This window comes from Brevundimonas sp., assembly GCF_035627475.1.
In the GTDB taxonomy this organism is placed as follows: Bacteria; Pseudomonadota; Alphaproteobacteria; order Caulobacterales; family Caulobacteraceae; genus Brevundimonas.
The window spans coordinates 68606-82602 of record NZ_DASPLR010000027.1 but is presented as its reverse complement, the minus strand read 5'-3'; the positions used below and the strand labels follow the sequence as shown (position 1 = coordinate 82602).

Genomic DNA, 13997 nt, shown 5'->3' with positions numbered 1-13997 from the left:
TCAGTACGCTTGGGCGTCGCGGAACTTCCGCAGCGCGCTGGCGCCCCGGACGCCGGCGATGTGCAGCATCAGCTCAATGACCATGACGGCGATGCCAAGGGCCGTCATCCAGGCGGTGTTCATCGCCGTTTCCGGCACGTCCATCTGACCGGCCATGACCTGCCCCAGAAGCGTCGAGCCAAGTCCGTAGACGACCAGCACGATGAAGAGGATCGGGATGACCAGGTTGGGCTTCACCCACTGGACGAAGCCGAGGATCAGCTGAATCACCACCATGGCGATCATCATGTAGAGCGTGAACTCGACGATCGCTCCCGTCATGCTCGCGACCTGGGCGTCCGCTCCGGCGCTTTGCGCGGCCACTGCGCTCTGCATTGCCTCCATGCCGCCATTCATCATCACGACGACGCCCACGATGCCGAACGCCACCCCGATGAATATGGCGATCGCGCTGGCCCTCGCCGCCCTCAGCGCCTCCGCTTCCGTTCCGATCGTCGCCATCGGATTGATGGCCTTGATCCAGTCGCTCATGCATTGTCCTCCCTGTGTGGTTGCGCAACCTAGCCGGACCCCGGGGACAGCGCCATCTCCGCCTCGCCTTCACCTTTGCCGCCGGCGCCGCTAGGGTCCGGCCGATGCGGATTCTCCCCCACGACCAGACCGTGCTCGACCATGTCGCGGCGCGCGAGGCGGCCATCGTCGGTCGGGCGGTCGACTGGGCGAACGTCAATTCGGGCAGCCGCAACGCCGCCGGCCTGGAGCGGATGCTCGACCTGCTCGAGACCGCCGCCGCGCCGCTCGCCGCCGAGGTCGCCCGCCTGCCCACCGCCGGCTCGACCAGCGTCGGCGACGATGGCCGGGTCGGGACCGAGGCCCACGCCGACGCCCTGAGGATCCGCATGCGGCCCGGCGCGCCGGTGCAGGTCGTCCTGACCGGCCACTACGACACGGTCTTTCCGGCCGACAGCGTCTTCCAGACCGTGGCCACCCGGCGCGACGGCGCCCTGAACGGGCCGGGGATCGCGGACATGAAGGGCGGGATCAGCGTCATGCTGGCGGCGCTGGAGGCGTTCGAGACCCACCCCGACAAGGCGCGCGTCGGCTGGACCGTGCTGCTGTCGCCGGACGAGGAGATCGGTTCCCCGGCCTCCGCCCCCCTGCTCGCCGAACTGGGCGCGCGCGGCCATGTCGGCATGACCTATGAGCCGGCCATGCCGGACGGGTCCCTGGCGGGCGCACGCAAGGGCAGCGGCAACTACCACCTGATCGTCACCGGCAAGGCGGCCCACGCGGGACGCGCCTTCGACGAGGGGGCCAACGCCGTGGCGGGCGCCGCCATCCTCGCGGCCCGCCTGCACGCGCTGAACGGCCAGCGCGACGGCGTCACCGTCAATGTGGCGAAGATCGCCGGCGGAGGTCCGCTGAACGTGGTCGCCGACAACGCCGTGGTCCGTTTCAATGTCCGGGTCCCCGACACCGCGGCGGCGGCGTGGATCGAGACGGCGGTGCGCGGGATTGCCGCCGAACCGCCCTTCCCCGGCCTTACGCTGGACCTGCACGGCGGCATGACCCGTCCGCCCAAGCCGATGGACGCCAGCCAGACCGCCCTCTTCGACGCCGTGCGCGAGGCGGGCGCCCTGCTGGGCCAGACCATCGCCTGGAAGCCCTCGGGCGGCGTCTGCGAGGGCAACAACCTGCACGCCGCCGGCCTGCCCAATATCGACACCCTGGGCGTGCTGGGCGGCGACATCCATTCGGACCAGGAGTTCGCCTGGCCCGCCAGCTTCGTCGATCGCGCGCAGCTCAGCGCCCTGATCCTGTGCAAGATCGCCTCGGGCGAGATCGACGCCCTCAAACTGAAGTCCCTGCGTCTGGAGACGATGTAACCCCATGCTCGTCGTCCGCCCCGCCGGCCCCGCCGACCTCGACCACCTGCTGGAACTGGCCATCCTCAGCGGCCCCGGCTTCACCAGCCTGCCGGAGGATCCCGACCAGTTGGCGGAAAGGCTGGAACTGAGCCGCGACAGCTTCTCCGGCAAGCTGGCCCCGCAGGACTGCTGGTACACCCTGATGCTGGAGGAGTCGGATACGGGCGACGTCGACGGCGTCGGCTCGGTCAAGGCGGCCGTCGGCCTGCACCGCCCGTTCTTCTCGTTCCGGCTGGTCAACAACACCCAGTCATCGCCCTCGCTCGGGGTCAAGCTGGACCATCAGACCCTGGTGCTGGTCAACGAATGCACCGGCTGGACCGAGGTCGGCTCGCTGTTTCTCAAGGCCGACCGGCGCAAGGGTGGCGCGGGCCGCCTGCTCAGCCAGTCGCGCTACATGCTGATCGGCGCCCAGCCGGAACTGTTCGCCGAGTCGGTGCTGGCCGAGCTGCGCGGCGTGTTCACCCCCGACGGCGCCTGCCCGTTCTGGGACCATGTGGCGCATAAATTCTTCCCGATGGAGTTCGACGACGCTGACCGCATGACGGGCTCGACCGACAAACAGTTCATCCTCGACCTGTCGCCGCGCCATCCGATCTATGTCGAGCTGCTGCCCGAGCCGGCCCGCGCCGTCATCGGCAAGGTCCATCCGCAGGGCGTGCCGGCCATGGCCCTGCTGGAGAGCGAAGGCTTCCGCCCCAACGGTCTGGTCGACATCTTCGACGCCGGCCCGACCGTCTGCTGCGACCGCGACAATATCCGCACCGTCCGCGACGCGCGCCGCCTGACCGCCCGCATCGCCGACGAGGTCGAGGCCGAACTGCCGGCGCTGATCTCCACCGACAGCGTGGCCGCCTTCCGGGCTGTCCGCCAGCGGGCGGCGGTCGAGGGCGACACCGTGACCCTCAACCGCGAGACTGCGGAAGCCCTCAAGGTGCGCTCCGGCGAAACCGTGCGGGTGAAGATGTGAGCCCCCATCTGGACCCCATGAGCACGTTCCGATCCATCGATCCCGCCACCGGCGAAACCGTCTGGGAGGGCGCCGCCGCCACGCCCGCCGAGGTCCAGGCCGCCGTCGACCGCGCCCGCGCGGCCTTTCCGGACTGGGCCGACCGCCCGCGTCAGGACCGCATCGATGCGGTGAAGCGCTATCAGGCCGTGCTCAAGGAGCGCGCGCCGCAGATGGCCGAGGCGATCAGCCGCGAGACCGGCAAGGCGCTATGGGAGACGACCACCGAACTGGCCGCAATGCAGGGCAAGGTCGACATCTCGATCCGCGCCTATGACGAACGCACGGGAGAGCGCTCCGCCGGCACCGCCTTCGGCCACGCCACCCTGCGCCATCGCCCGCACGGCGTGGCGGCGGTGCTCGGTCCGTTCAACTTCCCCGGCCACCTGCCCAACGGCCACATCGTCCCCGCCCTGCTGGCCGGCGACACCGTGGTCTTCAAACCGTCCGAAGAGGCGCCCCTCACCGGTCAGCTGATGGCCGACGCGTTCGCCGCGGCCGACCTGCCGACGGGCGTCGTCAACGTCGTCCAGGGTGGACGCGACACGGGCGCGGCCCTGCTCGACAGCGGCATCGATGCGCTGATGTTCACCGGCTCCGGCGCGGCCGGCGCGCATTTCCGGCGCAAATTCGCCGACGATCCGCATGTGATCCTCGCCCTCGAGCTGGGCGGCAACAATCCGCTCGTGGTGTGGGACGCCGCCGACGCGGAGGCCGTGGCCGGGATCGTGGTCCAGTCCGCCTTCGTCACCACCGGCCAGCGCTGCTCCTGCGCCCGCCGCCTGATCGTGCCCGAAGGCCCGCAGGGCGACGCCATCGTGGCGGCGGTGGAATCAATGGTTGATCGCCTGATCCTCGCCCCATGGAATTCGACGCCGGAGCCCTACGCCGGGCCGCTGATCTCGGTGAAGGCGGCCGAGGCCGCGCTGAAGGCGCTGCAGGACCGCATCGACCTGGGCGCCAAGGTCATCCGCGCCTCCGGCCCGGTCGGCAACCTGCCGGGCGCCTTTGTCAAACCGGCCATCATCGACGTCACCGGCGTCGACGTCCCTGACGAGGAGATGTTCGCCCCCTTCCTGTCCGTCACCCGCGTCGCCAGCTTCGACGCCGCCATCGCCGAGGCCAACGCCACCCGGTACGGCCTGTCCGCCGGACTGGTCAGCGACGAGCCGGCGAACTGGGACCGCTTCATCCGCCGCATCCGCGCCGGGGTGGTCAACTTCAACCGCCCGACCACCGGCGCCGCGGGCGACATGCCCTTCGGCGGCCTCGGCGCCAGCGGCAATCACCGGCCGTCCGCCTACTACGCCGCCGACTACTGCGCCTATCCGGTGGCCAGTTTCGAGGCCGAAGCGGTCAAGAATATCGAAAGCGAGATCAAGGGATTGCGGGCGTGAGCTCGCCCGCCGTCGAAGCCAACGCCGACGGCCTGATCGGGCCGACCCATTCCTATGCGGGCCTGTCCCCGGGCAATCTGGCCTCCAGCCTCAACAGGGGCGAGGCGTCGAACCCGCGCGCGGCCGTGCTGCAGGGACTCGACAAGATGAAGCGGCTGGCCGACCTCGGCCTGCCCCAGTTCGTCCTGCCGCCGCACGAGCGGCCCCACATTCCCTTCTTGCGCTCGCTCGGCTTCACCGGCTCCGACGCGCAGGTGCTGGAGCGGGCCTGGAAGGACGCGCCCAGCTTCGCCGCCGCCGCCTGTTCGGCCTCGCCCATGTGGGCCGCCAACGCCGCCACGGTGACGCCCTCCGCCGACAGCGCCGACGGCCGCGTCCACTTCACCCCGGCCAATCTGGTCACCAACCTGCACCGCTCGCTGGAGCACGCCCAGACGAAGCGGTCGCTCGACGCCCTCTTCCCCGACCCGGCCCGGTTCGCGGTGCATGACGCCCTGCCCTCCGTCGCCCACCTCGCCGACGAGGGCGCGGCCAATCATGTCCGCCTGTGCGCCGACCACGGCGAGGCCGGTGTCAACCTGCTGGTCTGGGGCCGCGAGGCCTGGGAGCACTGGCAGGGCCAGTACCCGGCTCGCCAGACCCGCGAGGCCTCAGAAGCCATCGCCCGCCGCCACGGCGCCGCGGGCGTGGTGCTGGCGCGCCAGTCCGCCGCCGCCATCGCGGGCGGCACCTTCCACAACGATGTGGTCTGCGTCGGGGCGCTGCAGACCCTGTTCTTCCACGAGCTGGCCTTTGAGCACACGGCCCGGACGCTGGACGCCATCCGCGCCGCCGCCAGCGACCGGTTCGAGCCGATCTTCGTTCAGGTCTCCGCCGCCGACCTGCCGCTCTCCGACGCCATCTCCAGCTACCTGTTCAACTCCATGCTGGTTCGGATCCCCGGCGAGGATCGCCTGACCCTGATCTGCCCGACCGAGACCCGCGACAACGCCCGCAGCCATGCGGTCGCCGAGGCCCTCGCCGCCTCCAACGGCCCGATCGGCCGGGTCGAATATGTCGACGTGCGCCAGTCGATGCGCAACGGCGGCGGCCCCGCCTGCCTGCGCCTGCGCGTCGCCCTGACGGAAGAGGAACTGGCCGCGACCAACCCCGCCATGCGGATGACCGACGAGCTGCACGCCCGCCTGTCGATCTGGGCCGCCACCTGGTACCGCGACACCCTGACCCCCGCCGATCTGGCGGACGCCGCCCTGCTGGACGAGAGCCGCGGCGCGCTCGACGAGCTGAGCTCGATCCTCGAACTGGGCGACAGCTTCTACCCCTTCCAGCGGGTCTGAGATGTTCACCCACCGGGTCGCCACCGAAGCCGACATCCCGGCCCTGGTCGCCCTCATGGACCGCGCCATCTCCGGCCCGCTGGCCGACTTCCTGACGCCCGACCAGATCGCGGCCAGCCGCAGGCTGATGGGCATCGACAGCCAGATCATCGCCGACCGCACCTATCTGATCGTCGAGGCCGGGGGCGTCCTCGCCGGCTGCGGCGGCTGGAGCGCCCGCATCACCGAATACGGCGGCGACCACACCCCCGGCCGCCAGCCTGCGCCGCTGACGCCGGGAGTCGACGCCGCCCGCATCCGCGCCATGTACACGGCCCCCGAATTTCTCAGACAGGGCGTCGGCCGGATGATCCTCGGCCTGTGCGAGGAGGCCGCCCGCGCCGCCGGCTACGACCGCGCCGAACTGGTCGCCACCCTCGGCGGCGAGCCCCTGTACCGCGCCGCCGGCTATCGCGAGATCGAACGCTTCGAGGACGACCGAGGCGGCGCCCCCGTGCCGCTGGTCAGGATGGGCAAACGGCTGGATGATGCCGCCCTCTGAGGGGGATATCCGGAGGACCGACGCCGCCATGACGCCCGCCCGGCGCCTGCGCAACATCATCGGCGGCTCGGCCGGCAATCTGGTCGAGTGGTTCGACTGGTTCGCCTACGCCGCCTTCACCGTCTATTTCGCCCCGGTCTTCTTCCCCAGCGGCGACAGCACGGCCGAACTGCTCAAGGCCGCGGCCGTGTTCGCGGTCGGCTTCCTGATGCGGCCGGTCGGGGCCTGGGTCATGGGCGTCTATTCCGACCGCAGGGGGCGCAAGGCGGGCCTGACCCTGTCGGTCAGCCTGATGTGCGCCGGCGCCCTGATCATCGCGGTGACGCCCGGCTACGCCACCATCGGCCTCGCCGCCCCGGCCCTGTTGCTGCTCGCCCGCATGATGCAGGGCCTCAGCGTCGGCGGCGAATACGGCTCCTCCGCCACCTACCTGTCCGAGATGGCGACGGCGAAGCACCGCGGCTTCTGGTCCAGCTTCCAGTACGTCACCCTGATCTCGGGTCAGCTGTTGGCCCTGCTGCTGCTCATCCTGCTGCAGAACACCCTCAGCGAGGCGGCGCTGGAGAGCTGGGGCTGGCGCATCCCCTTCTTCGTCGGCGCGGCCTTGGCGGTGATCGTGTTCTGGCTCAGACGCCGCCTGGACGAGACCGCCGCCTTCATCGCCACCGACGCGCGCGAGGCTCCGAAATCCAGCGCCCTGCTGCTGATGCTCCGGCATCCGAAGGAGGCGCTGATGGTGCTCGGCCTGACCGCCGGCGGCACCGTCGCCTTCTACACCTACACCACCTACCTGCAGAAATTCCTCGTCAACACGAGCGGCTTCAGCAAGGCCACGGCGACAGAGATCAGCGCCGCCGCCCTGTTCGTCTTCATGCTGATCCAGCCTGCGGTCGGGGCCCTGTCGGACCGCATCGGGCGCCGCCCGGTGATGGTCGCCTTCGGGGTGCTGGGCGTGCTGTTCACCGTGCCGATCATGACCGCCCTGGCCGGTGTCGACAGCCCCTTCCTCGCCTTCCTGCTGGCCATGGCGGCCCTGGTCATCGTCAGCGGCTACACCTCCATCAACGCCGTGGTGAAGGCCGAGCTGTTCCCCGCCCATATCCGGGCCCTGGGCGTCGCCCTGCCCTACGCCGTGGCCAACGCGCTGTTCGGCGGCACCGCCGAATACGCCGCCCTGTGGTTCAAGGACGAGGGCATGGAGAGCGCCTTCTTCTGGTACGTCACGGCCCTGATCGGCGTCTCCCTGCTGACCTATATCCGCATGCGCGACACGGGCCGGAACAGTCTGATCGTCCACGCGGACTGATCAGGCCGGCGACCTGAGCCGCTCAAGCGCCTGCGGATAGCGGCGCGAGACCGGCGCCTCGACTCCACCGAGTTCGACGGTCCAGTCGCCGGAGCCGTCCGGCCTCAGACCGGTGACGGCCCCGGCGTTGACCAGCCACGACCGGTGCGCCCGCACGAAGCCGAACCGCTCCAGCTCGACCTCGATCGCCGCAAGGGTGGCGCGCATCAGCGGGCGGCGGCCGTCGGCCAGCCAGAACTCCACATAGTTGCCTGCCGACGACACGGCGACGATCTCGCCCAGAGGCACGCGCAGGATGCGGCCCCCGTCGCGGATGTCGAAACTGACCGGGCGCACCGGTTCCTCCCGGCGACGCCGCAGGTGGCCGATCAGCCAGAAGACCGCGACATAGGTCCCGTAGCTGATCAGATCCTTGCGCAGCTCGTAGATGAACCGGTCGCCGAACTCGTAGGGCCCGGCGCCCAGGAGGTCGTAGGCGACCCGGCGCAGCGCCACGAAGCCGACGACATGCACGGCCGAGAAGGCCAGCAGCGCGGCCAGGTGGATCAGCACGAACCGGGCCCTGGGCCGCCAGCCCTCGGCGACGACGTCGTCCGGCGGCGAGGCGGCGGTCGCCAGCCACGGCAGCAGCATCGCGATCCAGATCGTCAATGCGCTGCTGATCTCCCAGACCCAGGGCTCCCAGGTGGCGATGTCTGGAATGTCGCTCAGATTGGTCAGGGCGTTCACGACGACCACGACCATGGTCACCGGCACGACGAACAGCCAGGCGGTGCGCAGGTCCCGGCCATCGAGGGCAGACCGGATCCAGCCGCCCGTCCCGCGGTTCGCGCCGCTCGTCACAGCGCCGGCGGCGACGTCCCGCCGACCGCCCCGCCTGTCCCGTGACGGTTGCCGCGCGCCCGCCCCGGATGGGACGCCGGCGGACCGTTCATCGCTCATGGAAAGCCGCCATGTCGTCCGCCCTGCTCCCCGACCCCTCGCCGTCCGTCCGCCGATACGACCTCGACTGGATCCGGGTCGGCGCCTTCAGCCTGCTGATTCTGTATCACGTCGGCATGCTCTACGTGTCCTGGGACTTCCACGTGAAGAGCCCGCGCATCGTCGAGGCGCTCCAGCCCCTGATGATGCTGACCAACCCGTGGCGGCTGACCCTCCTGTTCCTCGTCTCGGGGGCCGCGACCCGGTTCATGGTCGACGGCTTCGCTGCCAAGGGCGGCCACGCCGGATGGCGGCTGGCGGGTTCGCGGGTGATCCGGCTGCTGCCGCCCCTGCTGTTCGGCATGTTCGTGATCGTGCCGCCGCAAAGCTATTTCCAGATCCTCCAGGCGCTGCAGGGCCTCGGCGTCGCCGACCCGGCCCATTCCAGCTATCTGCAGGACTTCTGGGTGAAGTACGCGACCGCCTCCGGGCACTGGTGCGATGACACGGGCTGCCTGACCACGCCGACATGGAACCACCTGTGGTTCGTCGCCTACCTGCTGCCCTACGGCCTGATCGTCGCCCTGATGGTCGGTATCGCCGGCGGCCTGCTCAAGGCGGGCGAGCGAGGCCTCGAGCGTCTCCTGTCCGGATGGGGCCTGCTGGTCTGGCCCGTCCTCTGGTTCGCCGTGCTGCGCTTCACCCTCGCCCCGCTGTTCGAGGTCACCCATGCCCTGACCGACGACTGGTACAATCACGCCCTGTCGTTCAGCGTCTATCTGTTCGGCTTCCTGATCGCCCGGTCGGAGACCCTGAAGACCGGCTTCGTGCGCATGCGCCGGCCGGCCTTGATCCTGGCGGTGCTGAGCTGGGCCGGCTGGGCGACCTACGCCTGGATCTGGCGCGCCGACGACGCCGTCCCCCCCGAAGCCCTGCGCATGGTCATGCGGCTGGTCTATGCCGCGGACCAGTGGACCTGGATCGCCGCCATCCTCGGCTACGGCGCGCGTTACCTGAACCGCGGCGGCCCGGTGCTGCGCTACCTGAGCGTCGGAGTCTTTCCGTTCTACATCGTGCACCAGACAGCGATCATCGTCGCCGCCTGGTATCTGATGCCGCTGAACCTGCCGCTCGGCGCCGAGGCCGCGCTGGTCGTCGCCGCGACCTCCGGCGCCTGCTTCCTCGTCTATGAGGCAGCGCGACGACTGGGCTGGTTCGGCCTGCTGCTGGGCGTCCGGCCTCAGGCCGCGAAGCGTCCGCCCCGGGCCGCATAGGCTTGGGTGCCGCGGGTGAAGACCCGGTCCGTAGGCAGGATGGCGTCGATGGCGATGTCCCCGGCGCCCTTCAGCCGCTCGTAGATCGGCCCGAAGTCCTGCAGGGTGTCACGCTTCAGCTGGTCGATGCTGTCGATGACGAAATAGACCTGCTGGAAGTCGTCGATCCGGTACAGGGTCCGCATTACCCGCTCGAGGTCGAAGCCCAGCCGGTTCGGCGACGGGTCCTCCAGCGCGAACACGCTCTCCGTCGCCGACGATACGATGCCGGCCCCGTAGATGCGCAGCCCTTCCGCGTCCTGCATCAGGCCGAACTCGACGGTGTACCAGTACAGCCGGGCGAGGTTCTGCAGCACGCCCAGCGAGGCCGCCCGCTGCCCGCCCTTGCCGTAGGCCTCCATATAGGCGGCGAAGTCGGGATCGGTCAGCATCGGCACATGGCCGAAGACGTCATGGAAGATGTCCGGCTCCTGCAGATAGTCGAGCTGGTCCGGCTTGCGGATGAATTGGCCGGACGGGAAGCGCCGGTTGGCCAGATGGTCGAAGAACACCTCGTCCGGCACCAATCCGGGCACGCAGACGACGGTCCAGCCGGTCAGGGCCTGCAGCTTGGGGTTCATAGTCTCGAAGTCGGGAATGCCGCCGGTGTTGAGGTCCAGCGCCGTCAGCCCCTTCAGGAAGACGTCGGCGGCCCGGCCGGGCAGGATCTTCATCTGGCGAGCGTACAGCGTGTCCCAGGTCGAGTGCTCGACCTCGGTGTAGGCGGGCCAGTTCTGCGGGATGGTCCAGTCCGCCGCGGCCCCCTCGGGCGGCGCTTCGAAGACGTGTTCGAAATCGGACATGGGGCGCTCCTGCTCCTCGGACTCTGGCGGTCCCTCCGCCCAATCTAGAACCGCGCCGGCCGCCACGCCAGCACAACGCGCTCCCCCACGCGGCGGAGCTTCAGTGGATGGCGTGCGCCTTCGGGGCGTGCCGACCGTTGCGGTCGACGGTGAACCACCTCGCCTCGGCTTCCCGGGTCACGGCCGTCAGTTCCGGGTCGTGTTCCAGCGCGTCCTCCGGGGCATAGGCGACAAAGCCTCCTTCCGCCCCCAGCGCCAGCACCTGATAAAAGGGCTGGTCAGGCGAGATGCCGCCGGTGTCGCCGGCCTTGCCCGCGAACACCGGATCGACGTCGATCACCACGCCGCGGAAGGCGGCCTCGCGGTGGCGGACGATCTGGCCCAGGCCGAATTTGGCGATGATTTCGTCTGTCATGGCGCCAGAGTGCGCTCCGCAACCTGAGCCGCATGCCGCTGGCCTCGTTCATTTTCGCGTCAGCGTCCTTGGCGTCGGCGCGGCGTCGGGGCTAGGTTGATCGGGACGGGCGCCGCTTCGGACCGCCCACCTTGAAAGTTCGGCCCATGCCGGAGACCGACGACGCCCCCGGGGGCGTCCAGCGGTCCCAGCGTTCCGGGTCCGGCGGTCAGCGCGCCCGAGGCGGCGCCGCCGACGGACCAGGCGCTTCAGGTCGCGATTCGCCCCTCTACGGGGCGCTCGATCTGGGGACCAACAACTGCCGGCTGCTGATCGCGCGCCCGGCGCGCGACGGCTTCCGCGTGGTCGATTCCTTCAGTCGCATCGTCCGCCTTGGCGAGGGCCTGTCACGCACCGGCCGGCTCGACGAGGCGGCGATGGAGCGGGCGTATGAGGCGCTGGTCCTCTGTGGCGAGCGGGTGGCGAAGAAGGGCGTCGAGCCGACCCGCCTCATGGCCGTCGCTACCCAGGCCTGCCGGCAGGCCGACAACGGCGCCGCCTTCATCGAGCGGGTCCGCAAAGGGACCGGACTCAAGCTGCGCATCATCGACCCGGTCGAGGAGGCCCGGCTCTCGGTCGAAGGCTGTCTGAACCTGTTCGACGACACCGCCGAGGCGGTGCTGGTCGTCGACGTCGGCGGCGGCTCGACCGAACTCAGCTGGCTCAAGCGGGCCGGCGGCGCCTTCGTGCTGGAGGGCTGGATGTCCGCCCCGATCGGCGTGGTCACCTTGGCGGAACGCCACCCCGAACCGGACAGCAAGGCGGCGGGATCGCTGGGCCTCTGGTACGAGGCCATGGTGGCCGACATGGGCGAGGCCCTGTCCCGGGCGCCGATCGATCCCGCCCTGCACGAGGTCTTCGCGGCGGGCCGCGCCCATCTCGTCGGCACCTCGGGGGCCATCACCAGCCTCGCCGGCATCCATCTCGGCCTGCGGCGCTACCAGCGCAACCTTGTCGACGGCCTCTGGATGACGCGGGCTGACTGCGAACGGGCCGCGGAACGCCTGATCGCTCTGGGCCCGGACGGACGCGCCGCTGAATCCTGCATCGGGCCGGACCGCGCCGATCTGGTCCTGGCCGGCGCGGCGATCATGGAGGCGGTCCAGCGCGCCTGGCCCTCGGAACGCGTCCGGGTCGCCGACCGCGGCCTGCGCGAGGGCCTGCTGCTGCAAAGGATGCGTGAGGATCGCCGGCCGAGACGGCGCCGCCGCCGGCGCTGACGCCCCTAGTTCGCGACCTGCACCGGCAGGGTCACGTCGCAGACCGAGAAGTCGGCGCCGCGCGCCGCGCGCGTCTCGTCCACGATGGCCCGGAAGCGCGGCGAGTCGGTCGCCAGCATCTGGACGACCGGGCGCTCGGCCTCGGGAATGTCGGACGCGACCCGCACCCGGGTCATGCGATCCGGCTGGGCCTGGGCCATCATGCCGTTCTCGCCGTCCCCGACCTGCAGCGACCGCACCACGTCGAGACCGCCCACCGTCATGCCCCAGATGCTGTAGCGCTTGTCCAGCGCCGGATAGGCCTGCCGCATGATGAAGAACTGGCTGTTGGCGGTGTCGTTGCCCTCGTCCCGGGCCATGCCGGCGACGCCGGGGCAATACAGCCCCCAGCCGTGCACCTTGCCGTCGCCGCTGGTGGCGAACACCGCATCCGGCTGGGTCTGCACGGGCAGGGAATGCAGGAAGCCGACGCGGGCGCCGGCGGGTTCGGCCGCCGGGGCGAACGGCATGGTCGGGTCGCGGCGGAAGGTGAATTCGGCCTTCAGGTCCGGATAGGGGCTCTGGCCCTCGCCGTTGCCCAGCGGATCGCCGGTCTGGGCCATGAAGGCGTCGATCACCCGATGCCAGGCGATGTTGTCGTAGAAGCCGCGCCGGGCCAGCAGCTTGATCCGCTCGACATGAAGCGGGGCGACCTCCGGCATCAGCTCGACCAGGATGCGCCCCCGGGTCGTGTCGATGACCAGCAGGTTCTCGGCCGGCACGGCCCGCCACTCCGTTGCGGCGATCGTGGTCTCCGGCGTCGGGGCCGGCGGCGGCGGCGGAACCGCCGCGTCCTGCGCCATGGCGGGCGTGGCCAGCAGGGCTGTGGCGAACAGCGCGGCGGATATCGACTTCATGGCGGCCTCCCCGGAAATCCTGGACAGCAGACTCAGCCCCCGACGACCTCGGCCGGCGGCTGCACATCGCAAATGGTGAAGGCCGCGCCGCGGCTGGCCCGGACCCGCTCGACCTCGGCCCGCAAGTGAGCGCCGGTGGCCACGCGCACGGTCGGACGCTCGCGCTCGGGGAGGGCCGCGGCGGTTCGCGCGCGGGTCATCACGTCGGGATCGGCGACCTGTCCGTTCAGCGCCTCGGAGCCCGCCTTGAGCGCGCGGACCACGTCCATGCCGGCCACGACACGGCCGAACGGCGTATAGCGGCCGTTCAGGTCGTCCTGGGAACCGGTCATCAGAAAGAACTGGCTGTTGGCGCTGTCGGGTGTGTTGGCGCGGGCCATGCCTGCGACGCCGGGGCAGAACAGCCCCTGCGCGCCCGCCTTGAAGTCGGCGGTGACCATCATCTGGGCGTCGGGCTGGGTGATCACCGGCACGGAGCCGATCAGGCCCAGCTGCCCCTGGGGCGTCGCCGTCACCGTCAGGAAGCCGGCGTCGCGTCCGCGCCGGAACTCGAACTCGCCGGCCAGATCGGGCAGGTCGCTGCCGCCCTGGCCGGTCCCCATGGGGTCGCCGGTCTGGGCCATGAAGTCCGGGATGACCCGATGGAATTTCAGGCCGTCATAGAAGCCCTGGTCCGCCAGGGTGCGGACGCGCTCCACCGACCGGGGCGCCATGCGCGGCTCCAGCTCGACGAGGATCCGGCCCTTGGCGGTGTCGATGACCAGCAGGTTCTCGGGCGCGATGGTGCGCCAGTCCGCCGGCGCGGTCTGGGACAGCGCGGGCGCGGCGGCCAGCAGCGAAAGCGATAGCGCGGCGGCGGTGACGAACTTCAA

General features: G+C 70.5%; 14 protein-coding genes. 8 read left to right on the top strand and 6 right to left on the bottom strand.

Annotated elements, in window-relative coordinates; all coding sequences use genetic code 11:
- A complete protein-coding gene (locus tag VEA62_RS07015; protein WP_324819983.1) occupies window positions 1-531 on the bottom strand; it encodes a hypothetical protein in 531 nt (176 codons plus the stop codon).
- Between the two features lie 104 nt (window positions 532-635).
- Between VEA62_RS07015 and VEA62_RS07010 the strand changes: the two genes are divergently transcribed.
- Genes VEA62_RS07010 through VEA62_RS06985 form a run of 6 tightly spaced genes read left to right on the top strand, consistent with a single transcriptional unit; the run spans window position 636 to window position 7518 of the window.
- Window positions 636-1886 (top strand): hydrolase, encoded by a 1251-nt coding sequence (locus VEA62_RS07010; RefSeq protein WP_324819981.1) that lies wholly within the window; start codon window positions 636-638, stop codon window positions 1884-1886.
- A 4-nt stretch (window positions 1887-1890) separates the two neighbouring features.
- The gene (locus VEA62_RS07005; RefSeq protein WP_324819980.1) at window positions 1891-2898 is read left to right on the top strand and encodes an arginine N-succinyltransferase; all 1008 of its coding nucleotides are present in this window, start codon (window positions 1891-1893) and stop codon (window positions 2896-2898) included.
- 17 nt (window positions 2899-2915) lie between these two features.
- Window positions 2916-4334 carry a succinylglutamate-semialdehyde dehydrogenase gene (gene astD / locus VEA62_RS07000; protein WP_324819978.1) on the top strand — a complete coding sequence of 473 codons (1419 nt, stop codon included), beginning with the start codon at window positions 2916-2918 and terminating at the stop codon, window positions 4332-4334.
- On the top strand, window positions 4331-5671 hold the full coding sequence (gene astB / locus VEA62_RS06995) for an N-succinylarginine dihydrolase (protein ID WP_324819976.1): 1341 nt from the start codon (window positions 4331-4333) through the stop codon (window positions 5669-5671). The genes astD and astB overlap by 4 nt, the downstream gene beginning before the upstream one ends.
- Window position 5672: 1 nt before the next feature.
- Window positions 5673-6212: a GNAT family N-acetyltransferase gene (locus VEA62_RS06990; protein WP_324819974.1), complete on the top strand. Its 540-nt coding sequence runs from the start codon at window positions 5673-5675 to the stop codon at window positions 6210-6212.
- Between the two features lie 28 nt (window positions 6213-6240).
- Window positions 6241-7518, top strand: coding sequence for an MFS transporter (locus tag VEA62_RS06985; protein ID WP_324819972.1), 1278 nt, complete (start codon window positions 6241-6243; stop codon window positions 7516-7518).
- Here the strand turns inward: VEA62_RS06985 and VEA62_RS06980 are convergent, their stop codons facing one another.
- On the bottom strand, window positions 7519-8361 hold the full coding sequence (locus VEA62_RS06980; RefSeq protein WP_324819970.1) for a LytTR family DNA-binding domain-containing protein: 843 nt from the start codon (window positions 8359-8361) through the stop codon (window positions 7519-7521).
- A 110-nt stretch (window positions 8362-8471) separates the two neighbouring features.
- Here VEA62_RS06980 and VEA62_RS06975 point away from each other — a divergent pair, with 110 nt between their 5' ends.
- Window positions 8472-9713, top strand: a complete 1242-nt coding sequence (locus VEA62_RS06975) for an acyltransferase family protein (RefSeq protein WP_324819969.1) — start codon at window positions 8472-8474, stop codon at window positions 9711-9713.
- On the opposite strand, the gene phhA is transcribed toward VEA62_RS06975, so the two are convergent.
- Together phhA and hspQ are read right to left on the bottom strand one after the other, a co-directional pair.
- Window positions 9680-10555, bottom strand: coding sequence for a phenylalanine 4-monooxygenase (gene phhA, locus VEA62_RS06970; RefSeq protein WP_324819967.1), 876 nt, complete (start codon window positions 10553-10555; stop codon window positions 9680-9682). The genes VEA62_RS06975 and phhA overlap by 34 nt on opposite strands.
- Window positions 10556-10655: 100 nt before the next feature.
- Window positions 10656-10970 carry a heat shock protein HspQ gene (gene hspQ / locus VEA62_RS06965; RefSeq protein WP_324819965.1) on the bottom strand — a complete coding sequence of 105 codons (315 nt, stop codon included), beginning with the start codon at window positions 10968-10970 and terminating at the stop codon, window positions 10656-10658.
- A 146-nt stretch (window positions 10971-11116) separates the two neighbouring features.
- On the opposite strand from hspQ, the gene VEA62_RS06960 reads away from it, so the two are divergent.
- Window positions 11117-12229 (top strand): Ppx/GppA phosphatase family protein, encoded by a 1113-nt coding sequence (locus VEA62_RS06960; protein ID WP_324819963.1) that lies wholly within the window; start codon window positions 11117-11119, stop codon window positions 12227-12229.
- A 5-nt stretch (window positions 12230-12234) separates the two neighbouring features.
- Here the strand turns inward: VEA62_RS06960 and VEA62_RS06955 are convergent, their stop codons facing one another.
- Both VEA62_RS06955 and VEA62_RS06950 read right to left on the bottom strand, forming a co-directional pair.
- Window positions 12235-13125, bottom strand: coding sequence for a peptidylprolyl isomerase (locus VEA62_RS06955; RefSeq protein ID WP_324819961.1), 891 nt, complete (start codon window positions 13123-13125; stop codon window positions 12235-12237).
- 32 nt (window positions 13126-13157) lie between these two features.
- Window positions 13158-13997 carry a peptidylprolyl isomerase gene (locus tag VEA62_RS06950; protein WP_324819959.1) on the bottom strand — a complete coding sequence of 280 codons (840 nt, stop codon included), beginning with the start codon at window positions 13995-13997 and terminating at the stop codon, window positions 13158-13160.

Bases quoted from the DNA above. Each gene is read 5' to 3' on its own strand.
- VEA62_RS06975 (WP_324819969.1), top strand. From the start codon at position 8,472: ATGTCGTCCGCCCTGCTCCCCGACCCCTCGCCGTCCGTCCGCCGATAC.
- VEA62_RS07010 (WP_324819981.1), top strand. From the start codon at position 636: ATGCGGATTCTCCCCCACGACCAGACCGTGCTCGACCATGTCGCGGCG.
- VEA62_RS07015 (WP_324819983.1), bottom strand. From the start codon at position 531: ATGAGCGACTGGATCAAGGCCATCAATCCGATGGCGACGATCGGAACG.
- hspQ (WP_324819965.1), bottom strand. From the start codon at position 10,970: ATGACAGACGAAATCATCGCCAAATTCGGCCTGGGCCAGATCGTCCGC.
- VEA62_RS07005 (WP_324819980.1), top strand. From the start codon at position 1,891: ATGCTCGTCGTCCGCCCCGCCGGCCCCGCCGACCTCGACCACCTGCTG.
- VEA62_RS06990 (WP_324819974.1), top strand. From the start codon at position 5,673: ATGTTCACCCACCGGGTCGCCACCGAAGCCGACATCCCGGCCCTGGTC.
- VEA62_RS06985 (WP_324819972.1), top strand. From the start codon at position 6,241: ATGACGCCCGCCCGGCGCCTGCGCAACATCATCGGCGGCTCGGCCGGC.
- phhA (WP_324819967.1), bottom strand. From the start codon at position 10,555: ATGTCCGATTTCGAACACGTCTTCGAAGCGCCGCCCGAGGGGGCCGCG.
- astD (WP_324819978.1), top strand. From the start codon at position 2,916: ATGAGCACGTTCCGATCCATCGATCCCGCCACCGGCGAAACCGTCTGG.
- VEA62_RS06955 (WP_324819961.1), bottom strand. From the start codon at position 13,125: ATGAAGTCGATATCCGCCGCGCTGTTCGCCACAGCCCTGCTGGCCACG.
- VEA62_RS06960 (WP_324819963.1), top strand. From the start codon at position 11,117: ATGCCGGAGACCGACGACGCCCCCGGGGGCGTCCAGCGGTCCCAGCGT.